General features: G+C 63.5%; 22 protein-coding genes. 19 read left to right on the plus strand and 3 right to left on the minus strand.

The window, feature by feature from the left end; all coding sequences use genetic code 11:
• Window positions 1-39 precede the first annotated feature (39 nt).
• The 17 genes from iscU to CAF70_RS08280 all read left to right on the plus strand — a co-directional run bounded on the left by iscU (window position 40) and on the right by CAF70_RS08280 (window position 15,257).
• Window positions 40-426: a Fe-S cluster assembly scaffold IscU gene (gene iscU, locus CAF70_RS08200; protein ID WP_003248539.1), complete on the plus strand. Its 387-nt coding sequence runs from the start codon at window positions 40-42 to the stop codon at window positions 424-426.
• Window positions 427-454: 28 nt separating this feature from the next.
• Window positions 455-778 carry an iron-sulfur cluster assembly protein IscA gene (gene iscA, locus CAF70_RS08205; protein WP_003257854.1) on the plus strand — a complete coding sequence of 108 codons (324 nt, stop codon included), beginning with the start codon at window positions 455-457 and terminating at the stop codon, window positions 776-778.
• Window positions 779-786: 8 nt separating this feature from the next.
• Window positions 787-1,308: a co-chaperone HscB gene (hscB, locus tag CAF70_RS08210; RefSeq protein ID WP_085623874.1), complete on the plus strand. Its 522-nt coding sequence runs from the start codon at window positions 787-789 to the stop codon at window positions 1,306-1,308.
• A gap of 42 nt (window positions 1,309-1,350) precedes the next feature.
• Window positions 1,351-3,213 carry a Fe-S protein assembly chaperone HscA gene (gene hscA, locus CAF70_RS08215; RefSeq protein WP_085623876.1) on the plus strand — a complete coding sequence of 621 codons (1,863 nt, stop codon included), beginning with the start codon at window positions 1,351-1,353 and terminating at the stop codon, window positions 3,211-3,213.
• Between the two features lie 3 nt (window positions 3,214-3,216).
• On the plus strand, window positions 3,217-3,558 hold the full coding sequence (gene fdx, locus CAF70_RS08220; protein ID WP_025337773.1) for an ISC system 2Fe-2S type ferredoxin: 342 nt from the start codon (window positions 3,217-3,219) through the stop codon (window positions 3,556-3,558).
• A gap of 10 nt (window positions 3,559-3,568) precedes the next feature.
• Window positions 3,569-3,769, plus strand: a complete 201-nt coding sequence (iscX, locus tag CAF70_RS08225) for a Fe-S cluster assembly protein IscX (protein WP_023382209.1) — start codon at window positions 3,569-3,571, stop codon at window positions 3,767-3,769.
• Between the two features lie 89 nt (window positions 3,770-3,858).
• A complete protein-coding gene (gene ndk, locus CAF70_RS08230) occupies window positions 3,859-4,290 on the plus strand; it encodes a nucleoside-diphosphate kinase (protein ID WP_023382208.1) in 432 nt (143 codons plus the stop codon).
• Between the two features lie 24 nt (window positions 4,291-4,314).
• Entirely contained in the window at window positions 4,315-5,460 is a 1,146-nt protein-coding gene (gene rlmN / locus CAF70_RS08235) for a 23S rRNA (adenine(2503)-C(2))-methyltransferase RlmN (protein ID WP_046615810.1), read from the plus strand.
• Between the two features lie 14 nt (window positions 5,461-5,474).
• Window positions 5,475-6,236, plus strand: coding sequence for a type IV pilus biogenesis/stability protein PilW (gene pilW, locus CAF70_RS08240; protein WP_085623878.1), 762 nt, complete (start codon window positions 5,475-5,477; stop codon window positions 6,234-6,236).
• The gene (locus tag CAF70_RS08245; protein WP_085623880.1) at window positions 6,233-7,276 is read left to right on the plus strand and encodes a RodZ domain-containing protein; all 1,044 of its coding nucleotides are present in this window, start codon (window positions 6,233-6,235) and stop codon (window positions 7,274-7,276) included. The genes pilW and CAF70_RS08245 overlap by 4 nt, the downstream gene beginning before the upstream one ends.
• A 3-nt stretch (window positions 7,277-7,279) precedes the next feature.
• On the plus strand, window positions 7,280-8,389 hold the full coding sequence (ispG, locus tag CAF70_RS08250) for a flavodoxin-dependent (E)-4-hydroxy-3-methylbut-2-enyl-diphosphate synthase (protein WP_003257869.1): 1,110 nt from the start codon (window positions 7,280-7,282) through the stop codon (window positions 8,387-8,389).
• A gap of 25 nt (window positions 8,390-8,414) precedes the next feature.
• Window positions 8,415-9,704 (plus strand): histidine--tRNA ligase, encoded by a 1,290-nt coding sequence (gene hisS / locus CAF70_RS08255; RefSeq protein WP_085623882.1) that lies wholly within the window; start codon window positions 8,415-8,417, stop codon window positions 9,702-9,704.
• A 39-nt stretch (window positions 9,705-9,743) separates the two neighbouring features.
• Complete coding sequence (locus tag CAF70_RS08260) at window positions 9,744-10,382, plus strand: tetratricopeptide repeat protein (protein WP_085623884.1); 639 nt, start codon at window positions 9,744-9,746, stop codon at window positions 10,380-10,382.
• Window positions 10,383-11,525, plus strand: coding sequence for an outer membrane protein assembly factor BamB (gene bamB / locus CAF70_RS08265; RefSeq protein WP_085623886.1), 1,143 nt, complete (start codon window positions 10,383-10,385; stop codon window positions 11,523-11,525). It abuts the gene before it with no gap.
• A gap of 116 nt (window positions 11,526-11,641) precedes the next feature.
• Window positions 11,642-13,105 (plus strand): ribosome biogenesis GTPase Der, encoded by a 1,464-nt coding sequence (gene der, locus CAF70_RS08270; RefSeq protein WP_085623888.1) that lies wholly within the window; start codon window positions 11,642-11,644, stop codon window positions 13,103-13,105.
• Between the two features lie 224 nt (window positions 13,106-13,329).
• A complete protein-coding gene (locus CAF70_RS08275) occupies window positions 13,330-14,478 on the plus strand; it encodes a pyridoxal phosphate-dependent aminotransferase (RefSeq protein ID WP_085623890.1) in 1,149 nt (382 codons plus the stop codon).
• Window positions 14,466-15,257, plus strand: a complete 792-nt coding sequence (locus tag CAF70_RS08280; RefSeq protein ID WP_085623892.1) for an amidohydrolase — start codon at window positions 14,466-14,468, stop codon at window positions 15,255-15,257. The genes CAF70_RS08275 and CAF70_RS08280 overlap by 13 nt, the downstream gene beginning before the upstream one ends.
• A gap of 128 nt (window positions 15,258-15,385) precedes the next feature.
• Here CAF70_RS08280 and CAF70_RS08285 read toward each other — a convergent pair whose 3' ends face one another.
• Together CAF70_RS08285 and CAF70_RS08290 are read right to left on the minus strand one after the other, a co-directional pair.
• Complete coding sequence (locus tag CAF70_RS08285) at window positions 15,386-17,941, minus strand: sulfite reductase flavoprotein subunit alpha (RefSeq protein ID WP_085623895.1); 2,556 nt, start codon at window positions 17,939-17,941, stop codon at window positions 15,386-15,388.
• Between the two features lie 252 nt (window positions 17,942-18,193).
• Complete coding sequence (locus tag CAF70_RS08290) at window positions 18,194-20,467, minus strand: TonB-dependent siderophore receptor (protein ID WP_085623897.1); 2,274 nt, start codon at window positions 20,465-20,467, stop codon at window positions 18,194-18,196.
• A gap of 222 nt (window positions 20,468-20,689) precedes the next feature.
• On the opposite strand from CAF70_RS08290, the gene CAF70_RS08295 reads away from it, so the two are divergent.
• Together CAF70_RS08295 and CAF70_RS08300 are read left to right on the plus strand one after the other, a co-directional pair.
• Window positions 20,690-21,370 carry a Fe2+-dependent dioxygenase gene (locus CAF70_RS08295; protein WP_085623899.1) on the plus strand — a complete coding sequence of 227 codons (681 nt, stop codon included), beginning with the start codon at window positions 20,690-20,692 and terminating at the stop codon, window positions 21,368-21,370.
• A 3-nt stretch (window positions 21,371-21,373) separates the two neighbouring features.
• A complete protein-coding gene (locus tag CAF70_RS08300; protein ID WP_085623901.1) occupies window positions 21,374-22,123 on the plus strand; it encodes a tetratricopeptide repeat protein in 750 nt (249 codons plus the stop codon).
• Between the two features lie 156 nt (window positions 22,124-22,279).
• On the opposite strand, the gene CAF70_RS08305 is transcribed toward CAF70_RS08300, so the two are convergent.
• Window positions 22,280-23,443 (minus strand): type III PLP-dependent enzyme, encoded by a 1,164-nt coding sequence (locus tag CAF70_RS08305; RefSeq protein ID WP_043208127.1) that lies wholly within the window; start codon window positions 23,441-23,443, stop codon window positions 22,280-22,282.
• Window positions 23,444-23,847 lie beyond the last annotated feature (404 nt).

Below are 23,847 nucleotides of genomic sequence, written 5' to 3' on the forward strand. Positions count from 1 at the left end.
CCGGCAAGAGCGGCTCCCTGATGAGGAAGGAATTGCACCATGGCATACAGTGAAAAGGTCATCGACCACTACGAAAACCCGCGCAACGTCGGCAAGATGAACGCCGAAGATCCGGACGTCGGTACCGGCATGGTCGGCGCACCGGCCTGCGGTGACGTGATGCGTCTGCAGATCAAGGTCAACGAGCAGGGCGTGATCGAAGACGCCAAGTTCAAGACCTACGGTTGCGGTTCGGCCATTGCTTCCAGCTCCCTCGCCACCGAGTGGATGAAGGGCAAGACCCTGGACGAAGCCGAAACCATCAAGAACACCCAGCTGGCCGAAGAACTGGCGTTGCCGCCGGTCAAGATCCACTGCTCGGTTCTCGCCGAAGATGCCATCAAGGCAGCCGTACGCGATTACAAGCAGAAGAAAGGCTTGATCTAAGTCGCCTGTTGCGAGGTAAGGAGTCCTGATGGCTATCAGCATGACAGAAGCCGCCGCCAACCACGTGCGGCGTTCCCTGGAAGGGCGCGGCAAGGGTGAAGGCATTCGCCTGGGCGTGCGCACCACCGGTTGCTCGGGCCTGGCCTACGTGCTGGAGTTCGTCGACGAGCTGGCGGACGAAGACCAGGTGTTCGAGAACCATGGCGTCAAGGTGATCATCGATCCCAAGAGCCTGGTCTACCTCGATGGCACCGAACTGGACTTCGTCAAGGAAGGGTTGAACGAAGGCTTCAAGTTCAACAACCCTAACGTGCGCGGTGAATGTGGCTGCGGCGAAAGCTTCAACGTTTGAGGCTGGCTGTGGGTACTCTTTGTCATTTCGCATTGTTTGACCTCCAGCCAAGCTTCCGCCTGGATCTCGACAAGCTGGCCACTCGCTATCGCGAGCTGGCCCGCGAAGTCCATCCCGACCGCTTCGCCGACGCCTCCGAGCGTGAGCAACGCGTGGCGCTGGAAAAGTCCGCAGCCCTCAACGACGCCTACCAGACCCTGCGCAGTGCGCCGCGTCGTGCCCGCTACCTGCTGGCCATCGGCGGCCACGAAGTGCCCCAGGAAGTCACGGTCCACGACCCCGACTTCCTGTTGCAGCAGATGCAGTGGCGCGAAGAGCTCGAAGAACTGCAGGACGAAGCCGACCTCGATGGCGTGGCCGTGTTCAAGAAGCGCCTGAAGGTCGCCCAGGACACGCTGAACGAGGACTTTGCCGCCTGCTGGGACGCCCCTGGCGAGCGCGACAAGGCTGAACGCCTGATGCGCCGCATGCAGTTCCTCGACAAGCTCGCCCAAGAAGTGCGCCAACTGGAAGAGCGCCTCGACGATTAACCCGGTGCTGCCCGTGATGGCACCTAAGGTATTCAGATAAGCATGGCCCTACTGCAGATTGCCGAACCCGGTCAAAGCCCTCAGCCGCACCAGCGCCGCCTGGCGGTGGGGATCGACCTGGGTACCACCAACTCCCTGGTTGCCGCATTGCGCAGCGGCCGTAGCGAGCCCCTGCCCGACGCACAGGGCAATGTCATTCTGCCGTCCGCGGTGCGCTACCTCGAAGGGCGCAACGAAGTGGGGCAGGCGGCACGCGATGCCGCTTCCAGCGACCCGCTGAACACCGTGCTTTCGGTCAAGCGCCTGATGGGGCGCGGCCTGGCCGACGTCAAGCAGCTGGGCGAGCAGTTGCCGTACCGCTTCGTTGGCGGTGAATCGCACATGCCGTTCATCGACACCGTGCAAGGGCCGAAAAGCCCGGTGGAAGTGTCCGCCGATATCCTCAAGGTGCTGCGCGAGCGTGCCGAAGCCACCCTCGGTGGTGAGCTGGTGGGGGCAGTGATCACCGTGCCGGCCTATTTCGACGATGCCCAGCGCCAGGCCACCAAGGACGCTGCACGCCTGGCCGGCCTGAACGTGCTGCGCCTGCTCAACGAGCCGACTGCCGCTGCCGTGGCCTATGGCCTGGACCAGAACGCCGAAGGCGTGGTGGCCATCTACGATCTGGGCGGCGGTACGTTCGACATTTCCATCCTGCGCCTGACTGCCGGGGTATTCGAAGTGCTGGCCACCGGTGGCGACACTGCCCTGGGTGGTGACGACTTCGACCATGCCATTGCCGGCTGGATCATCGAACAGGCCGGGCTGTCGTCCGACCTGGACCCGGCCACCCAGCGTGCGCTGTTGCAAACCGCCTGCGCCGCCAAGGAAGCCCTGACCGACGCCGACGTGGTCAGCGTCAGCCACGGCGCCTGGCAGGGCGAGCTGAGCCGCGCCGGCTTCGAAGCCATGATCGAGCCCATGGTGGCCCGTAGCCTCAAGGCCTGCCGCCGCGCCGTGCGTGACAGCGGTATCGAGCTGGAAGAAGTCAGCGCCGTGGTCATGGTCGGTGGTTCGACCCGCGTACCGCGTGTTCGTGAAGCCGTCGGTGCACTGTTCGGCCGTACCCCGCTGACCTCGATCGACCCCGACCAGGTGGTGGCCATCGGTGCCGCCATCCAGGCCGATACCCTGGCCGGCAACCGCCGTGAAGGTGGCGAACTGCTGCTGCTGGACGTCATCCCGCTGTCGCTTGGCCTTGAGACCATGGGCGGGCTGATGGAGAAGGTGATCCCGCGCAACACCACCATCCCGGTGGCCCGCGCCCAGGAGTTCACCACCTATAAAGATGGCCAGACGGCCATGATGATCCACGTGCTGCAGGGCGAGCGCGAGTTGATCAGCGACTGCCGCTCGCTGGCGCGCTTCGAGCTGCGTGGCATCCCGGCCATGGTCGCCGGTGCGGCGAAAATCCGCGTCACCTTCCAGGTCGACGCCGACGGCCTGCTCAGCGTCGCTGCCCGCGAGCTGGGTTCGGGCGTGGAAGCCAGCATCCAGGTCAAGCCGTCCTACGGCCTGACCGACGGCGAAATCGCCCGCATGCTCAAGGACTCCTTCGAACACGCAGGTTCCGACAAGCAGGCCCGCCAGCTGCGTGAGCACCAGGTGGACGGCGAGCGCCTGCTCGAAGCGGTACAGGGCGCCCTGGACGCCGACGGTGAGCGTCTGCTCAGCAGTGACGAGCGCGACGCCATCGAATTCCAGATGCAAGAACTACGTGATTTGTTGGCCGGCACCGATGGCGCAGCCATCGAGCAACAGACCAAGCGTCTGTCGCAGGTGACCGACGCATTTGCCGCCCGCCGCCTTGATTCGACGGTCAAAGCCGCACTGGCCGGGCGCAACCTGAATGAGATCGAGGAGTAACCGATGCCGCTGGTGACATTCCTGCCGCACGAGAAGTTCTGCCCCGAAGGCCTGACCGTGGAGGTCGAACCCGGGACCAACATCCTGGAACTGGCCCACGACCATCACATCGAGATGGAAAGCGCCTGCGGCGGCGTCAAGGCCTGCACCACTTGCCACTGCATCGTGCGCAAGGGTTTCGACTCGCTCGAAGAAGCCGACGAACTGGAAGAGGACATGCTGGACAAGGCCTGGGGCCTGGAGGCTCAATCGCGCCTCGGCTGCCAGGTGGTCGTCGCTGACCAGGACCTGGTCATCGAGATCCCCAAGTATTCGCTCAACCACGCCGCCGAAGCGCCGCACTGAGGTTTGCCCCATGAGCCTGAAATGGATTGATGTACTTGAGATCGCCATTCAGCTTGCAGAAAGCAAGCCGGACGTCGATCCTCGTTATGTGAATTTCGTCGATCTGCACCGTTGGGTGCTGGCCTTGCCAGAATTCAGCGACGATCCGTCACGCGGCGGTGAGAAAGTGCTCGAGGCCATCCAGGCGGCCTGGATCGAAGAAGCCGACTGAACGCGTCCTGCAGGTTAGGCAATCCCCTGGAACCCGCGTATAATTCGCGGGTTTAATTTTTCGCAACACTCATTTTTCTGGAGTTTTCCATGGCTGTTCAACGTACTTTCTCCATCATCAAGCCTGACGCCGTTGCCAAGAACGTCATCGGCGAGATCACCACTCGCTTCGAGAAAGCCGGCCTGCGCGTCGTCGCTTCGAAAATGAAGCAACTGTCGAAAGCCGAAGCCGAAGGCTTCTACGCCGAGCACAAAGAGCGCGGCTTCTTCGCCGACCTGGTTGCCTTCATGACTTCCGGCCCGGTCATCGTTCAGGTTCTGGAAGGCGAAAACGCCGTTCTGGCCAACCGCGAACTGATGGGCGCCACCAACCCGAAAGAAGCTGCTGCCGGCACCATCCGTGCTGACTTCGCCGTTTCCATCGATGAGAACGCTGTTCACGGTTCCGACTCGGAAGCTTCGGCTGCCCGCGAAATCGCTTACTTCTTCTCCGCTACCGAGCTGTGCGACCGCATTCGCTAAGCGAAGCAGGTCTTGGGTGATTCCATGAGTGACATGACTGGCAAGATCAACCTGTTGGGCCTGACCCTGCAGGAAATGGAAAAATTCTTCGAGTCGATCGGAGAGAAGCGTTTTCGTGCCGGTCAGGTCATGAAATGGATTCACCACTTTGGCGTCGACGATTTCGCCGCCATGACCAATGTCGGCAAGGCCTTGCGCGAAAAGCTCGAGGCCGTTGCCGAGATTCGGGGCCCGGAAGTGGTCAGTGAAGACATTTCCGCCGACGGCACCCGCAAGTGGGTGGTCCGCGTTGCCTCCGGCAGCTGCGTCGAAACCGTCTACATCCCCACCGACGATCGCGGCACCCTGTGCGTGTCGTCGCAAGCCGGCTGTGCCCTGGACTGCAGCTTCTGCTCCACCGGCAAGCAAGGCTTCAACAGCAACCTCACCGCCGCCGAAGTGATCGGCCAGGTGTGGCTTGCCAACAAATCCTTCGGGACCGTTCCGGCCAAGATCGACCGCGCCATTACCAACGTGGTCATGATGGGCATGGGCGAACCCCTGCTGAATTTCGACAATGTCATCGCCGCCATGAAGATCATGATGGAAGATCTGGGCTATGGCATTTCCAAGCGTCGCGTCACCCTGTCCACCTCGGGCGTGGTGCCGATGATCGACGAGCTGGCCAAGCACATCGATGTGTCGCTGGCCCTGTCGCTGCACGCACCGAACGACGAACTGCGCAACAAGCTGGTACCGATCAACAAGAAGTACCCGCTGAAGATGCTGCTGGAATCGTGCATGGGCTATATGTCCACCCTGGGTGGCAAACGGGTGCTGACCATCGAGTACACCCTGCTCAAGGACGTCAACGATCAGCCTGAGCATGCTGCGCAGATGATCGAGCTGCTGCGCGACGTGCCATGCAAGATCAACCTGATCCCGTTCAACCCGTTCCCGCACTCCGGCTACGAGCGGCCGAGCAACAACGCCATCCGCCGCTTCCAGGACCTGTTGCACCACGGTGGCTTCAACGTCACCACCCGCACCACCCGCGGTGATGACATCGACGCTGCCTGTGGCCAGCTGGTCGGCCAGGTCAACGACCGCACCCGCCGCAGCGAGCGCTACATCGCTGTACGCCAGCTGTCCGCGGACGCCGAGCTGCAAGACAGCCCCGCCAGCCACTGACCGGGACCTTGCCCATGAGCCTGCGCGCCGCGCTGTCGATCCTTGCGCTTTCGCTGCTGGCCGGCTGCGTGTCGGGCGGCACGGGAGACCCCCTGGCCAGCCGCCAGGGCTGGGCCGAGGCGGGGCGGGCCTATGTGCAGCTTGGGCTGGGTTATTTGCAACAGGGTTTGACCGGGCAGGCCAAGGTGCCGCTGGGCAAGGCCTTGGCGCTGGATGGCGGTGATGCCGATGCGCACGCCGCCCTGGCGCTGGTGTTCCAGGCCGAAGGCGAGCCGTCGCTGGCCGAAGCGCACTTTCGCAAGGCGCTGCAGGCGCGCACGGGCAGCACGCGAATTCGCAACAATTACGGCAGTTTCCTTTATGCTCAGGGGCGATTTGTCGAGGCCGAACAGATGTTTCGCCTGGCCAGCGCCGATACCCTGTATCCTGAGCGCTCACGCGTGTACGAGAACCTGGGCCTGACCGCCCTTAAGCTCGAGCGCCGCGATCAGGCCCATGCGTATCTGCTGAAAGCTTTGCAACTCAACCAGCGGCAACCGAAAGCGTTGCTGGAAATGGCTGAGTTGTCCTACGAAAACAGGCATTATGTGCCGGCCCGGGACTACTACGATCGTTTCAGCCAGTTGAGTGACCACGATGCCCGTAGCCTGCTGCTGGGCAGCCGCCTTGCCAGGGTATTCGACGAGCAGGGCACACTGGCCGAGCTGGGCCAGCAATTACAACGACTTTATCCCGGTACGCCGGAATATCAGCAATACCTGTCGGAGCAACGATGAAAGCCGCGCATCCCGAAGTAGCAGTAGCGCCTGGCCAGAACCCCGGTGAGCTTTTGCGTCAGGCCCGTGAGAAGCGGGACTGGTCACAAGCCGAGGTGGCCCGCAAGCTCAACCTCACTGTCAGTTCGTTGAACCACGTGGAAACCGGCGCCTTCGACAAGCTGCCGGGGCATACCTTCGCCCGTGGTTATATCCGCGCCTATGCCAAGCTGATGGACCTGGACCAGGCTGCCCTGGTGGAGGCCTTCGACCGTTACACCGGCACCCACGCCAAAGGCAGCGACGTGCACTCGCTGGGCCGTATCGAAGAGCCGGTGCGCCTGTCGCACAACATCCTGCGTGGCGTCAGCCTGCTGCTGCTGGTGGCAGTTGTGGGCGGTGGCTTCGTCTGGTGGCAGGACCAGGGCAGCCTGCGTGGCAAGGAGCTGGCCAAGATCGCCCTGGAGCACGTCGAAGTCGAAAGCGCCGACGGTACCACCCAGATTCACCCGCTCGATGAACCTGAAGATCAGGCCGTTTCCGCTGGCCAGCAGCCCGAGAGCGCACCGCTGCCGCTGGAGCAGGGCGCTGCCGAACAGCCTGCCGCCGCCGAACCTGCACCGGCGAGCCCGGCGCCTGCCGCTACCGCTGCCGCAGTGCCGGCACCGGCCCAGCAGGCGCCTGTGCCACCGGTCGCCAGTGTACCTGCTACCGCGCCCGCGCCGGTTGCCCCGGCCCCGGCGACAGTTGCACCCGCTACGCCTGTAGCGGCCGTGGCCGCTGCCGCCGAGCCTGCTGCCCCGGCCGCAGTGCCCGCCGGCAGCGCCAAGGTGGCCATCCAGTTCGTGGCCGATTGCTGGACCCAGGTCACCGACGGCAACGGCAAGGTGCTGTTCAGCGCCATCAAGCGCAAGGGGGACAACCTCGAGCTGACCGGCAAGCCGCCGTTCTCGGTACGCCTGGGCTTTGCCCGTGGCGCCCAGGTCAGCTACAACGGCCAGGCCGTCGATGTTGCCCCGTTCACCAGTGGCGAGACCGCTCGCCTGAAGTTGGGACAGTAAGTCATGCACGGCGAATCTCCGATCAAACGTCGCGAATCCCGCAAAATCTGGGTCGGCAATGTGCCGGTGGGTGGTGATGCCCCCATCGCGGTGCAGAGCATGACCAACACCGACACCAACGATGTGGCTGCCACCGTGGCGCAGATCCAGCGCCTGGTCGATGCCGGCGTGGACATCGTGCGCGTGTCGGTACCGGACATGGACGCCGCCGAGGCGTTCGGCCGCATCAAGCAACAGGTCAGCGTGCCGCTGGTTGCCGACATCCACTTCGACTACAAGATCGCGCTGCGCGTGGCCGAACTGGGCGTCGACTGCCTGCGTATCAACCCGGGCAACATCGGCCGTGAAGACCGTGTGCGTGCGGTGGTCGATGCCGCCCGCGACCGCGGTATCCCGATCCGTATCGGCGTCAACGCCGGCTCCCTGGAAAAGGACCTGCAGAAGAAGTACGGCGAACCGACCCCGGCGGCGCTGGTCGAGTCGGCCCTGCGCCACGTCGAGCACCTGGACCGCCTGGACTTCCAGGACTTCAAGGTCAGCGTCAAGGCCTCCGATGTGTTCATGGCCGTCGAAGCCTACCGCCTGCTGGCCAAACAGATCGTGCAGCCGCTGCACCTTGGCATCACCGAAGCCGGTGGCTTGCGTTCGGGGACAGTGAAATCCGCAGTCGGCCTCGGTATGCTGCTGGCAGAAGGCATTGGCGATACCATCCGTATCTCGCTGGCGGCCGACCCGGTCGAAGAAGTGAAAGTCGGCTACGACATCCTCAAGTCGCTGCACCTGCGCTCGCGCGGCATCAACTTCATCGCCTGCCCGAGCTGCTCGCGGCAGAACTTCGATGTGGTCAAGACCATGAACGAGCTGGAAGGGCGCCTGGAAGACCTGCTGGTGCCGTTGGACGTGGCGGTGATCGGTTGCGTGGTCAACGGCCCGGGTGAGGCCAAGGAAGCGCATGTCGGCCTGACGGGCGGTACGCCGAACCTGATCTACATCGACGGCAAGCCGGCGCAGAAGCTGACCAACGACAACCTGGTCGACGAGCTGGAAAAGCTCATCCGCCAGAAAGCGGCCGAAAAGGCCGAAGCCGACGCGGCGCTGATCGTCCGTGGCTGACACACAGAATTCGTAAGGACTTTTCGTGAGCAAATCGCTGCAAGCCATCCGTGGCATGAACGACATCCTGCCGGAACAGTCGCCGCTGTGGCGCTACTTCGAAGGCACCGTGGCCGGCCTGCTGGACACCTACGGGTACAGCCAGATCCGCACGCCGATCGTTGAATTCACCGAGCTGTTCAAGCGCTCCATCGGTGAAGTGACCGACATCGTCGAGAAAGAGATGTACACCTTCGAGGACCGTAACGGCGATTCGCTGACCCTGCGCCCCGAAGGCACCGCCGCCTGCGTGCGTGCCGTGCTCGAGCATGGCATCACTGGCAACGGCCAGGTGCAGAAACTGTGGTACAGCGGCCAGATGTTCCGCCACGAGCGCCCGCAGAAGGGCCGCTACCGGCAGTTCCACCAGATTGGTGTGGAAGTGTTCAACCTGGACGGCCCGGACATCGACGCCGAGCTGATCATGCTGACCTGGCGCCTGTGGGGCCTGCTGGGCATCCAGGATGCGGTCAAGCTGGAACTCAACAGCCTGGGCACCAGCGAAGCCCGTGCGCGCTACCGTGACGCGCTGGTCGAGTTCCTCTCGGCGCGCCTGGAGCAACTGGACGAAGACAGCCAGCGTCGCCTGAAAAGCAACCCGCTGCGCATTCTCGACAGCAAGGACCAGAACACCCAGGCGGTGCTGGTCGGCGCGCCGAAGCTGGAAGACTACCTGGACGACGAGTCGCGTGTGCACTTCGAGGGCCTCAAGGCCCGCCTGGACGCTGCCGGCATCCCGTTCGTGATCAACACCAAGCTGGTGCGTGGCCTGGACTACTACAGCAAGACCGTGTTCGAGTGGGTCACCGACAAGCTCGGTGCCCAGGGCACCGTCTGCGCCGGCGGCCGTTACGACGGCCTGGTCGAGCAGATGGGTGGCAAGCCGACCCCGGGCGTCGGTTTCGCCATGGGCATTGAGCGCCTGATCCTGCTGCTGGAAACCCTGGGCAAGGTGCCCGAGTCCATCAGCCGGCAGATCGACGTCTACCTGTGCGCCTTTGGCGAGCAGGCGGAGCTGGCCGGCCTGCGCCTGTCCGAAGGCCTGCGCGACCGCCTGCCGGGCCTGCGCCTGGCAGTCAATGCCGGTGGTGGCAGCTTCAAGAGCCAGTTCAAGAAAGCCGACAAGAGCGGCGCGCTGTTCGCCCTGATCCTCGGTGATGACGAGCTGGCCAGGCAAGAGATCGGCTTCAAGCCCCTGCGTGGTCAGGGCGAACAACAGAACATTGCCTGGGATGCTCTGGCAGAGCACCTGGAAACCGCGATCGCGCAGGCGTAACGCGGTTCAACAAGCGTATAGGCGAAAAGGAGTATTGGGGTGTCGAGTACCGATGATGAACTGGCAGGGGTCAAGGACTGGTGGAACCGCAACGGCAAGCCGCTGCTGACCGGCGCCCTGCTGGCTGGCGTGGTGGTGTTGGGCTGGAATACCTGGCACAAGTACCAGAACAATCAGTCGCAAGGTGCCTCGCAGCTGTACCAGGCCTTGCTGGAAACCAGCCTGACGCCGACTGGCCAGCCTGACGCGACCAAGGTCGCGGAACTGGCCGGCAAGCTCAAGAGCGAGTTCGGCGGTACCGCCTACGCCCAGTACGGCAGCCTGTTCGTGGCCAAGGTCGCGGTCGAGAGCGGCAAGCTCGACGACGCTGCTGCCGAGCTGAAGGGCGTGCTGGACAAGCCGGCCGATGCCACCCTGGGCGAAATTTCGCGTCAGCGCCTGGCACGTGTTCTGGCCGCCCAGAACAAGGCAGAGGACGCCCTCAAGCTGCTCGACGGCGACGCCGACAAAGCCTTCCTGGCCAGCCGCGAAGAGTTGAAAGGTGACCTGCTGGTGCAGTTGGGCCGCGCCGACGATGCGCACAGCGCCTACGAGAAAGCCAAGGCTGCGCTGTCCGATGAGGCGGCGGTCGGTGGCCTGCAATTGAAGCTGGATGACTTGGCCAAAGGGGACGCGTAAGTGATCGGTTGGAAACATGCAGCAGTGCTGACCCTGGCCGTACTGGCCGCAGGTTGCAGCAGCAACAGCAAGAAGGAACTGCCCCCGGCCGAGCTGACCAAGTTCACCGAGGAAGTGGTGCTGAAGAAGCAGTGGAGCCGTTCGATCGGTGACGGCCAGGGCGAGACCTACAACACCCTGGTACCGGCCATCGAAAACGACCGTATCTACGCTTCCGACGTCAACGGCGAAGTCTTCGCCCTCGACCGCATCACCGGCGACGTGGTGTGGAAGAAGGACCTCGAGCTACCGGTATCCGGCGCTGTCGGTGTGGGCTACGGCCTGGTCATGATCGGCACCCTCAAGGGTGAAGTCATCGCGCTGGACTCCAGCACCGGTGAGGAGCGCTGGCGCTCCCGCGTGACCAGCGAAGTGCTGGCCCCGCCCGCCAACAACGGTGACGTGGTGGTGGTGCAGACCCAGGACGACCGCCTGATCGGCCTGGATGCCGCTACTGGCGACCGCCGCTGGATCTACGAAAACACCCCGGCGGTGCTGACCCTGCGTGGTACCGGCGCGCCGATCGCCACCAACCGCCTGGCCGTCGCCGGCCTGTCCACCGGCAAGGTGGTGGCGGTGGACATCAACAACGGCGTGCCGGTGTGGGAAAGCCGGGTGGCGATTCCGCAGGGCCGTTCCGAGCTGGACCGTGTGGTCGATATCGACGGCGGCCTGCTGCTGTCGGGTGGTACCCTGTACGTCAGCACCTACCAGGGCCGCGTTGCGGGCCTGGACCTGGAAAGCGGCCGCGTGCTGTGGCAGCGCGATGCCTCCAGCTATGTGGGTGTCGCCCAGGGCTTCGGCAACGTCTACGTCAGCGAAGCTTCGGGTACTGTCGAAAGCGTCGACGAGCGCTCGTCCAGCGCCCTGTGGAGCAACGACACCATGGCTCGCCGCCAGCTGACCGCGCCTGAGGTGTTCTCCAGCTACGTGGCGGTGGGTGACTTCGAGGGTTACCTGCACCTGCTGAGCCAGGTCGATGGCCGCTTCGTCGGCCGTGAGCGTATCGACAGTGATGGTCTGCGTGCCCGCCCACTTGTGGTCGGCGACACCATCTACGTCTTCGGCAACAGCGGCAAGCTCGAGGCACTGACCATCCGCTGAAGCTATGCTTGAAGCCTTGCGGGCTTCAAGCCGCGGCGCAGGACGCGCCGCCCGAACTCCGGCCGCTGCCTTGCAGCGGCCTTTGCATTTTCAAGAATTCAAGAGTGGAGAGCCGAATGGTTCCCGTAATCGCCCTGGTGGGCCGCCCGAACGTCGGCAAATCCACCATGTTCAACCGCCTGACCAAGACCCGCGATGCCATCGTCGGTGACCTGTCGGGCCTGACCCGTGACCGCCAGTATGGTGATGCCAGCTGGCAGGGTCGCTCCTTCATCCTGATCGACACCGGCGGTATCACCGGTGACGAAGTGGGCATGGACGAAAAAATGGCCGAGCAGTCGCTCATGGCCATCGAAGAAGCCGACTACGTGCTGTTCCTGGTCGATGCCCGCGCCGGCATGACCGCCGCCGACCAGATGATCGCCGAGCATCTGCGCAAGCGGAACAAGGAAGCGATCTTGGTTGCCAACAAGATCGACAACATCGACGCCGACGTCGCCCGCGCCGAGTTCTCGCCGCTGGGCATGGGCAACGCCATTCCGGTGGCTGGTTCCCAGGGCCGTGGCATCAACGCGCTGATGGAAGCCGTGCTTGGCCACATCCCGCGTGACCAGGTCGAGGAAGCGCTGGATGCCGAAGTCGCCGAAGGCGAAGAAGCGGTGCGTATCCCCGGCCCGAGCGAGAAGGATGGCATCAAGATCGCCATCATCGGCCGCCCTAACGTCGGCAAGTCGACCCTGGTCAACCGCATGCTCGGCGAAGAGCGCGTGGTGGTATACGACCAGCCGGGCACCACCCGCGACAGTATCTACATCCCGTTCGAGCGCGATGACGAGAAGTACACCTTCATCGACACCGCCGGCGTGCGCAAGCGCGGCAAGATCCACGAGGAAGTCGAGAAGTTCTCGGTGGTGAAGACCCTGCAGGCGATCAAGGACGCCAACGTGGTGATCTTCGTCATGGATGCCCGCGAAGGTGTGGTGGACCATGACCTGAACCTGCTGGGCTTCGCCCTGGAAGCCGGCCGCGCCATCGTCATTGCGCTGAACAAGTGGGACGGCATGGAGCCGGGCGAGCGTGACTACGTGAAGACCGAGCTGGAACGCCGGCTGTTCTTCGTCGACTTCGCCGACATCCACTTCATCTCCGCACTGCACGGCACTGGCGTGGGCCACCTGTACAAGTCGGTGCAGGCTGCGTTCAAGTCGGCGGTCACCCGCTGGCCGACCAGCCGCCTGACGCAGATCCTCGAAGATGCCGTGAGCGAGCACCAGCCGCCGCTGGTCAACGGCCGCCGCATCAAGCTGCGCTATGCCCACCTCGGTGGTGCCAACCCGCCGCTGATCGTGATCCATGGCAACCAGACCGACAAGATTCCGAAGTCGTACTCGCGTTACCTTGAGAACACCTACCGGCGCGTGCTGAAGCTGGTCGGTACGCCGATCCGCATCGAGTACAAGGGCGGTGAGAACCCGTATGAGGGCAAGAAGAACACCCTCACCGACCGCCAGGTCAACAAGAAGCGCCGCCTGATGTCGCACCACAAGAAGGCCGAGAAGAAGCGCCGCGACAAGCGCTGATTCCGCATCAGCTTCTTCGCGGGCTTGTCGGGTCGCCGCACTGCCGCTCCCACAGGGACTGCACAAGCCACAGGTTTGTGGGTTACCTGTGGGAGCGGGCAAGCCCGCGAAGAGGCCCTTTGATCCAAAGCAATCCCCCATTGTTTCAACCTTTTTCCTGACCGCTCGATCCGCTATGCTCGGACTCCACCCCGTGCCGGATACACCCCAGGAAAGAGGGCTCCATGATCCGCAGCAAACTGCCGAATGTCGGCACGACCATCTTCACCACCATGTCCCAGCTCGCCGTGCAGACCGGCGCGCTCAACCTGTCGCAAGGCTTCCCCGACTTCAATGGCCCGCAGGCCCTGCTCGATGCAGTGGGCCGGCATGTGGCTGCCGGGCATAACCAGTATTCGCCGATGACCGGCCTGCCGGCCCTGCGCCAGCAGGTGGCAGCCAAGGTCGCGCGGCTGTATGGCGTGCAGGTGGATGCCGACCAGGAAGTGACCATCACCCCAGGCGCCACCGAGGCGATCTTCTGCGCCATTCAGGCAGTGGTGCATGCCGGTGACGAGGTTATCGTTTTCGACCCGTGCTACGACAGCTATGAGCCGTCCGTGGAGCTGGCCGGTGGCCGCTGCGTGCATGTACAGCTGAGCGGCGGTGACTTCCGCATCGACTGGCAGAAGTTCAGCGATGCCCTCAGCCCGCGCACGCGCATGGTCATCCTCAATTCGCCGCACAACCCCAGCGGCGCACTGATCACCAGAGAAGACCTCGACCAGCTGGCCCGGCTTATCGCTGACCGCGATATCTACCTGGTCAGCGACGAGGTTTACGAACACCTGGTCTACGACGGTGTGCGCCATGCCAGCGTGCTGGCCCACCCGCAGCTGTACCCGCGCGCCTTCGTGGTCAGCTCGTTCGGCAAGACCTACCACGTCACCGGCTGGAAGACCGGCTACGTGATCGCCCCACCGGTGCTGAGCGCCGAGCTGCGCAAGGTGCACCAGTACGTCAACTTCTGCGGCGTGACGCCGCTGCAGTGCGCCCTGGCCGATTTCATGGCCGAGCACCCTGAGCATATCGATGAACTGCCGGCGTTCTACCAGGCCAAACGTGACCTGTTCTGCGGCTTGCTGGAGGGCTCGCGGTTCCGCTTCACCCGCACGGAGGGTACCTATTTCCAGCTGGTGGACTATTCGCAGATCCGCCCGGACCTGAACGATGTCGACATGTCGCTGTGGCTGACTCGTGAGCACGGCGTGGCGACCATCCCGGTGTCGGTTTTCTACCAGCAACCCATCCCTGAGCAACGCCTGGTCCGCCTGTGCTTTGCCAAACGAGAGGAGACGCTGCGTCAGGCAGCGGAAAGACTATGCGCGATCTGAGCGAACTGCCGAACCTGAAAATCGCCTTGGTGCAAACTACCTTGGCCTGGCATGACCGCGAAGCCAACTTTGCGCACTTCGAGGTGCTGCTGGAGCAGGTAGGCGAGGTGGACCTGGTAATTCTGCCGGAAATGTTCACCACCGGTTTTTCGATGCAGTCGGAAAGCCTGTGCGAGCCGGAGAACGGCCCGACCTACAAGTGGCTGAAAGCCCAGGCGAAGAAGTACAAGGCGGTGATCACCGGCAGCGTGATCATCCAGGCCGCCGATGGCAGCCACCGCAACCGCCTGCTGTGGGCGCGACCCGACGGCGAGATCCTGCACTACGACAAGCGCCACCTGTTCCGCATGGCCGGCGAGCACAAGCACTACACCCCGGGCGAGCGCCAGGTGCAGTTCGAGCTCAAGGGCTGGCGGATTCGCCCGTTGATCTGCTACGACCTGCGCTTCCCGGTGTGGAGCCGCGATGCCCAGGACACCGACCTGTTGTTGTACACCGCCAACTGGCCGGCTGCGCGCCGCCAGCACTGGAACCGGCTGTTGCCGGCGCGCGGTATCGAGAACCTGTGTTATGTGGCGGCGGTCAACCGGGTAGGCACCGACGGCAAGGGCTTTGCCTATTCCGGCGACAGCCAGGTGCTGGATTTCCAGGGCGAGAGCCTGCTCAGCGCGGGGGAGGCCGACGGAGTGTTCACCGCAGTCTTGAGCGCTGCGGAGCTGGCGGCCTACCGGGCCAAGTTCCCGGCCAACCTGGATGCTGATACCTTCGAACTGCACTGACAGCCTGTACCGGCCTCTTCGCGGGCTTGCCCGCTCCCACAGGTACTGCACAGCTTTCGAGTCCGTGAGCACCCTGTGGGAGCGGGCAAGCCCGCGAAGAGGCCAGCACTGATTACATCAACCGGTAATCAATACACATCCCGCCGATACCGCCCATCCTCGATCAGCTGCTGCACAGCGGCTTCCCCGAGGATACCGTTGAGCGCCGCATCCACTCCCGCAGCCATCCCTTGCAGGCTGCCACATACATACACACAGGCGCCATCCACAACCCAGCGCTTGAGCTCATCAGCCTGCTGCAGCAACACATCCTGTACATACACCTTCTCGGCCTGATCCCGCGAAAATGCCAGGTCCAGCCGGGCCAGGTCGCCGCTGTCCAGCCAGCCTTGCAACTCGTCACCACACAGCAGGTCATGTGCCCTGTTACGTTCACCGAACAGCAGCCAGTTACGCTGCTCGCCAGCATTCACCCTTGCCCGGAGCAGGCTGCGCAGGCCGGCCAGGCCGGTGCCGTTGCCGATCAGAATCATGGGAGCTGCGCTTTCCGGCAGGTGGAAGCTGCTATTGCGCCGCAGGCGCAGGCTCAGCGTACCGTTCAGTGGCAGGTACTCGGTCAGCCAGCCGGAACCCAGACCCAGGTGGCCATCGGCGTGGCGTTCCTGGCGCACGATCAGCTCCAGTACGCCATCGCTGGCGATCGAGGCGATCGAGTACTCGCGGCTGCCGATCGGCACCAGTGCATCGACCAGTGCTTGCGGCAGCAAGCCGATCAGGTGATCGCGACGGCTCGGCAACTGACGGCCGGCCAAGGCTTGGGCGAGGGTTTCGCTCAGGCCATTCACTTGTACCTTGGCCCCCGCGTCCAGCGCCATGCCATCGAGGAAGGCATCGATTCTTGGCTGACCGTTGAGCGGCAGGATCTCCACCAGGTCGCCGGCTTCCCAGCTGGCGGGCTCTTGCGGTCGCAGGCCGAGCAGGTACACCGGCTGGCCCTGGCTGGCCGGGTTGAGCAGTTCGCGGTGCACCAGTGACCAGTTGCCGAAACGCGGCGGCTGCCAGGCGGCCACCGGCTGGGCGCCGGTCAGTTGCGCCAGTTCCTGCTGCCACTGCTGCAGCGCGACCTGGTCAGCGTTGTCCACTTCCACCGGGCTGAACGCACTGCTGGCGCCTCGCTCGCCCAGCCATGCCTGCAGGCGGCGAGCAAAGCCGCAGAAGTGCGGGTACTGGCGGTCACCGAGGGCGAGCAGGGCATAGTTGAGGTTGTTCAGCGCCCAAGGCTGGCCCAGCACTTTGCGCTCGAACGCGCGGGCGCTGTCGGGGGCTTCGCCGTCGCCGAAGGTGCTGACCACGAACAGCGCACGACGGGCCTGACGCAGGTCGTTTTCACCCAGGTCGGCCAGGGCGCGCACCTGAACCGGCAGGCCGGCTGCCTGCAACTGCCCGGCGCTCTGCCAGGCCAGTTGTTCGGCAAGGCCGCTCTGGCTGGCGAAGCCGATCAGCCAGCTGTCGCCACTGCCGTTGCTGTGGGCAACGTTGCCACGGGCGGCGCGTACCTGGCGCTTCTTGCGGCGGCGGTCGAGGTACAGCAGCCAGCCGGTGACAAAGAACAGCGGCATGGTCAGGCTGGCGAGGGTGACGATGATGCGCCCCGGCAAGCCGAAGTATTCGCCCACATGCAGGGCGTAGACGCTCTGCAGCAGCTGGGCCTTGAAGGATTTGTCGGTGTAGCGGTCATGTCTTTTCACCTGGCCGCTGGCCGGGTCCAGCACCAGGGTGTTGAAGGCACGCGGGTGGTCGGCGTTGTCCAGCAGGTAGAACAGGTTGGCCGGCTGGCCACCAGTCGGTGGCAGGCGCAGGTTGTACATGGCCAGGCCCGGGCCGGCGGCGTCCTTGAGGTTGGCCCAGATTGCGTCATAGTCGACCACCAGCGGCGGGGCGTTCTTGTCGACCTTCTGCGGCCCGTGGCGGCCACGGCCTTCGCCGCGCTTTTGCTGTTGGCCTGCGGCCGGCGTGTCGGCCAGCAGCTTGTTCAGGCCTTCGCGGTACCACTCGTAGGACCAGAACAGACCGGTCAGGGCGAACAACAGGTAGAACAGCAGACACCAGGTGCCGGCCACCGCGTGCAGATCCCAGTTGAAGGCACGGCCTTTCCTGGCCCAGTCGAAGGTCAGCCAGGTGCGCCAGTCCAGCGCCCGGCGCGGCCAGCGCAGGTACAGGCCGGAGAGGCAGAAGAACACCAGCATCAGGGTGCAGGCACCGGTGATCTGCCGGCCGCTGTCGCCCATGGCCAGGAAGCGGTGCAGGTTGAGCATGAGGTTGAAAAAGCCTTGCCCGGCCACCTCGCCCTTGAGTTCGCCGGTGTACGGGTCGGCATAGCGCATCTGGCCACGGCGCTCGCCCGGTGGCGGGGTGAAGGCGACCCGTGCGGCGTTGCCTTCGCGCACATCGACCCACAGCATCGCCACCTTGTCGTGTTGCTGGGCCTCGACCCGACGTACCAGCTCGGCCGGCGGTAGCACGCCTTCGACGCGCGCTTCTACCTTGAGCACATCGGCATTGAACGCGCGCAGCAGTTCTTCCTGAAACGAGTACAAGGCCCCGGTGATGCCCATCAAGGCCAGCACCAGGCCAGCGGTGATGCCAAAGAACCAGTGCAATTGGAACAGCGTCTTCTTCACCACATGATCACCTTGTGTTTCTGCCGCACACTGCGCGGCGTGCATTATGCCTTGATACGCAAACGCCCCGCTCACGGGGATGAACGGGGCGGGGGCTTCTGTTAGTGGTCGCCTGTACTGGCCTCTTCGCGGGCTTGCCCGCTCCCACAGGTACGCCACAGGGCTTGAGGGCTATGCTGCCCTGTGGGAGCGGGCGAGCCCGCGAAAGGGCCGGCACAGGCGCAGCCCATTCAACAGATCAACCCCATCCCGACATCAGAAGTGGAAGCTGGTGGTCAACAGCGCAGTCCGCCCGGCGGCCTGGTTGGCATAGTGCCCGCTGTAGGCCTTGTCGTAGTAGACCTCGTTGGTGAGGTTCTGCACGTTCAGTTGCAGGTCGACGTGCTTGGTCAGCTTGTAGCTGGCCATGGCGTCGTAGCGCCAGTACGAGTCGACCATCACGCTGTTGGTGGTGTTGCCGAACACTTCATCGACGTAGAAGGCACCACCACCAAGGGTCAGCTTCGGCGTGACGTTGTAGGTGGTCCACAGGGTCAGGCTGTGGTTCGGTGTGTTAGGCAGTTGATTGCCATCGTTGTAACCCTCGATGAACACCGTACCGACCCGCTGCGCGCCGCCGTCGACCAGCTTGGCATCCAGGTAGGTGTAGCCGGCGAACACTTGCCAGGCGTCGGTCAGCTTGCCGCTGGCGCTCAGCTCCAGGCCATCGACACGGGTCTTGCCGATGTTCTGGTAGGTGTTGTTATCGACCAGTACACGGGCGTCTTCCTTCTCGGTGCGGAAAATGGCTGCGGTCAACGCCAGGCGTTCGTCGAGCAGATCCCACTTGGTACCGATTTCGTAGTTGGTGGTTTGTTCCGGTTTCAGCTCGCTGGTCGTGGTGGCCGTGACCAGCGCGTTGCCGTCGGAACCTTCGCCGAGCGCGTAGCCAGGCGGGGTGGCGGAGGTGGCATAGGACACATAGATGCTGCCGTTCTCGGCAGGTTTCCAGGTCAGGCCCAGTTGGCCAGTGACGAACTCGCTGGTGTCCTGGGTCTTGAAGCTGGTCGAACCGTTGGCCACTTTGGTCTTGGCCTTGGTGTCGAAGTGGTCGTAACGCAGACCCATGGTCAGCAACCAGGCCGGGTCGAGCTCCAGCGTGTCGGTGAAGTAGATGGCGCGGGTGTTGCCAGCCGTATCGGCGCCGGCTTCGGTGCGGCTGATGGTGCCATCCCACTCTTCATGAGGGTTGGGGTTCGGGAACGAGGTGCAGACACCGGAAATCTGCCCTGTTGCACTGGAGCAGTTGCCGGCGCCGAAACCGGTGACGTCATAGCCCGATTTCACCGAGGTTTCCCGGCTGAGTTCGATACCGGTGGAGAAGCTGTTCTTCATGCCGCCAACGTAGAAATCCCCATACAGGTCGGTCTGGTTGGTGGTCGTACGGGTGTTGGCGACACGGTTGTTCGGGCGACGCCAGACTTCACCGTTGAGGATGTTGCCCTTGCTGTCGTCTGGCTGGCTGTAGATGTAGTCCTGCAGCGTATTGCCGTGGCGCAGGGTGTTCTTGATGGTCAGCGCGTCGCTCAGGTCGTGCTCGATGCTGATGGTCGAGATATCTGCACGGCTCTTGGAGAAGTCGCGGCCGACCAGGCCGTAGTAGTTGCTGCTGCTACCGCCGCCGTGGGTCGGCTTGTCCGGGTTGGCCGAGGTACGAGCGGCCGAGCTGCCGGAGCGCAGGCTGTAGGGAATACCCGAATCCGGCAGGTCGTCGCTTTCCACGTGGTAGTAGTCAAGGCTCACGCGGGTATCGGTGCCCAGGCCGAACACCAGCGAAGGTGCCACGCCCCAGCGGTCGTAGTTGACCTCATCGCGGCCAGCGACATTGCTTTTGTGGGTCATCAGGTTCAGGCGGCCGGCGACGCTGTCGCTGAACTGGTAGTTGCCATCCAGGGTGTAGCGCTGGGTCTGATCGCTGCCCCAGGTCCAGGCGCCGTCGAGCGAGTTGCCCAGGTGCGCACGCTTGCTGACCATGTTGATGGTGCCACCGGCAGCGCCACGGCCAGCGATCGAGGAGTTCGGGCCCTTGGCCACTTCCACCGACTCGATGGCGAATATTTCGCGGGTTTGCGAACCGGTATCGCGCACACCGTCCAGGTACATCGAGCTCTGGCTGTCGAAGCCACGGATGAATGGGCGGTCGCCGGACGGGTTGCCACCTTCGCCGGCACCCATGGTGATGCCTGGCACGGTGCGCAGGGCGTCCTGCAGGGTCAGGGCACTGGTGTCCTTGATCACTTGTTGCGGGATCACGGTGATCGAGCGGGGGGTGTCTACCAGCGGCGCGGTGTACTTCTGCGAGGAGGCCTTGTCGACTTTGTAATCGGTGCTGGCCTGTTCAGCCTTGCCGTTGACGCTGGTGGCGTCGAGGGTGATCGCGCTGTTGGCGGCCGGGTCGGCGGCGTAGGCCGACGAGGCGCTGAGGGCAATGCCGATGGCAGACACGATCAGGCGTGGTGAGCTCACTGCAGATGGTACGGACTGGCGCATTGCTTAGGACCTTCCCCAAGGTGTAGAGGCCGCGGATGTTAATGTAAGCAATTGTGACTCACAATTGAGAGTCGTTACCATTCGTGAAGAATTTACAATCTTTACAATTTGCCATTACGGTTTCATCAAGCTGAAACGTCTTAGGCGGCGAATGGGGCTTGTGAAGCGCAAAAGGGAATCAATATCATTGGCGCCTTTACATTTGCCAACGGTGCTGCCGCCATGCTGCTTCACATCCCCGGTCTGTTCGATGCCGATGAACTGGCCCGTATCCGCGAGGCGCTGGAGCAGGCCGACTGGGCTGACGGCAAGATCACGGCTGGCTACCAGTCGGCCAAGGCCAAGCACAACCTGCAGTTGCCGGAAGGTCACCCGCTGGCCAAGGAGATCGGCAGTGCGTTGATCGACCGCTTGTGGCAGAACCCGCGCTTCATGTCCGCAGCCTTGCCGCACAAGGTGTTCCCGCCGCTGATCAACTGCTACCGCGAAGGCGGCAATTTCGGCTTCCACATCGACAACGCCTTGCGCCAGCCCAAGGGCAGCCCGGAGCGGGTGCGCACCGACCTGTCTTCCACGTTGTTCCTCAGCGAGCCGGACAGCTACGACGGCGGCGAACTGGTGATCCAGGACACCTATGGCGTGCAGCAGGTGAAGCTGGCTGCCGGTGACCTGGTGCTGTACCCCGGCACCAGCCTGCACAAGGTCAACCCGGTGACCCGTGGCCAGCGTTACGCCGCGTTCTTCTGGACCCAGAGCCTGGTGCGCGAGGACAGCCAGCGGGCGTTGCTGTTCGAGATGGACAATGCCATCCAGCAATTGACTGCCGATGTGCCGGACCACCCATCACTGCTGCAGCTGACCGGCACCTACCACAACCTGCTGCGCCGCTGGGCCGAGGTCTGAGCCATGTCCTATCAGTTGCGGCGTGAAGAAGTGGTGGATGTGGCCGGTTTGCAGGCGATGCTGGAAGAAAGCCCTGGCAAGGCCGCCCAGGCGATCCTGGCGGCGGCGGGGCAGGGCGCGGTCGAGGCGCAGTTGCTGTTGGGGCAGATTCTGCTCGACGGGCGTGGCATCGAAGCCGACGCCAGCGTAGCCCGGCGCTGGTTCGGCATTGCCGCGCAGGGCGGCAGTGCCATGGCGCACAACATGCTGGGGCGTTGCCTGGAGCATGGCTGGGGCGGCAGCGCAGACCTTTCGCAGGCCGCCATCCACTATGCCCAGGCAGCCGATGCCGGGCTGGACTGGGGGCTCTACAACCTGGGCAACCTGTTCGCCACCGGGCGAGGGCTACCCGTCAACCAGGCGCAGGCATTGATGTGTTACGAGAAGGCCGCGCACATGGGGCATGCCAAGTCGATGAACCTGTATGGGCGTTACCTGGAGCAGGGTATCGCCACGGCGCCTAGCCCGGCTCGGGCGGTGCGCTGGTATCGGCGTTCGGCCGAGGCGGGGGATTTTCGTGGCATGTTCAGCCTGGGGCTGGTGTTGGTCGAGCGTGGGCAGGTGGCGGAAGCCGCGCCTTGGCTGGAGCGGGCACGGGTTGAGGGGAACATGAATTTCCTGCGCGCGGCACTGGTGACCTTGCAGGGTGCGGGGCCGGTGTTGATGGCCTTTGCGGGGCGGTATGCCGACGAGATCGAACGGCGAGGAAACTGAGGTTGCCTGTGCCGGCCCTATCGCCGGCAAGCCAGCTCCCACAGGGATATCACTGCCCGGCAGGCTTGCGCTGTACCTGTGGGAGCGGGCGTGCCCGCGAAGAGGCCGGTACAGGAAAGCACAGATGAAAACGGGGCCTTGCGGCCCCGTTTTGCATTACAGGTAGTAGGCCTTCAGCGGCGGGAAGCCGTTGAATTCCACTGCGCTGTAGCTGGTGGTGTAGGCGCCGGTCGACAGCCAGTACAGGCGGTCGCCGATGGCCAGGTTCAGTGGCAGGCCGTACTTGTAGTGCTCGTACATGATGTCGGCGCTGTCGCAGGTCGGGCCGGCGATGACCACTTCTTCGGTCTCGCCTTTCTTCTCGGTCCAGATCGGGAACTTGATGGACTCGTCCATGGTTTCGATCAGGCCGGAGAACTTGCCCACGTCGGTGTAGATCCAGCGCTCGACGGCGGTGCGCGACTTGCGTGCAACCAGTACCACTTCGCTGACCAGGATACCGGCGTTGGCAATCAGCGAACGGCCTGGCTCGAGGATGATTTCCGGCAGGTCGTCACCGAAGTCTTCCTTCAGGAAGCGGATGATCTCTTCGGCGTAGGTTTCCAGGCTGTTGGTCCGGGTGATGTAGTTGGCCGGGAAGCCGCCACCCATGTTGATCAGCTTCAGCTCGATGCCGTCTTCTTCCTTCAGGCGCTCGAAGATCACCTTGACCTTGGCGATGGCGGCGTCCCACACGCTGATGTCGCGCTGCTGCGAGCCCACGTGGAAGGAGATGCCGTAAGGCACCAGGCCCAGGTCGCGGGCAAGGATCAGCAAGTCCATGGCCATGTCGGTCTGGCAGCCGAACTTGCGCGACAGCGGCCAGTCGGCAGTGGTCGAGCCTTCGGTGAGGATACGCACGTACACTTTCGAGCCCGGCGCGGCCTTGGCGATGTTGCGCAGGTCGGCTTCAGAGTCGGTGGCATACAGGCGCACGCCCTTCTCGTAGAAGTAGCGGATGTCCTTGGACTTCTTGATGGTGTTGCCGTAGCTGATGCGGTCGGCGGTTACGCCGCGGCCCAGTACCTTGTCCAGCTCGTAGATCGAGGCGATGTCGAAGCTCGAACCTTTTTCCTTGAGCAGGTCGATGATCTCGACGGCCGGGTTGGCCTTGACCGCGTAGTACACCTTGGCGAATTCGAAACCGGCACGCAGGTCGTCATAGGCCTGGCTGATCATCTGGGTATCGATGAGTACGAACGGGGTTTCCTGCTTGTCGGCGAACGCCTTCATTTTCTGGAAAGTGTCACGCGCGAAATAGTCTTCGACCTGGATCGACATGCTCAGGGACTCCATGGGCAAACTGAAAGATTAAGTGGCTGCAAACTGAACGCCCTCCGTATCCCCACTTTGGTTCGCCTACTCAGTACTTGAGCCGGATGGATCGTTTCCAGCATGGACGTTCGGCGCGCACTTTAGGGCGTGAAGAATGCAGAATCAACAGGCAATCCGGGCGTGATCGACGCGGATCGACGACCAGCCATTTGAATAACCGACTCGTGTGACCGGCTGATGTTCCCCACAGTGTTTCAAGCGTAAAAAATTGTGGAATGGACCGCGCTGGCCCCTTTGCGGGCACGCCCGCTCCTACAGGCATCGCGCGATTCCTGTGGGAGCGGGCGTGCCCGCGAAAGGGCCCCAGGTGTTCATATTTATGGCCACATTTCCTTGCACCGCCGTGCATG

The sequence above is a fragment of the Pseudomonas sp. B19(2017) genome (genome assembly GCF_002113165.1).
Lineage (GTDB): Bacteria > Pseudomonadota > Gammaproteobacteria > Pseudomonadales > Pseudomonadaceae > Aquipseudomonas.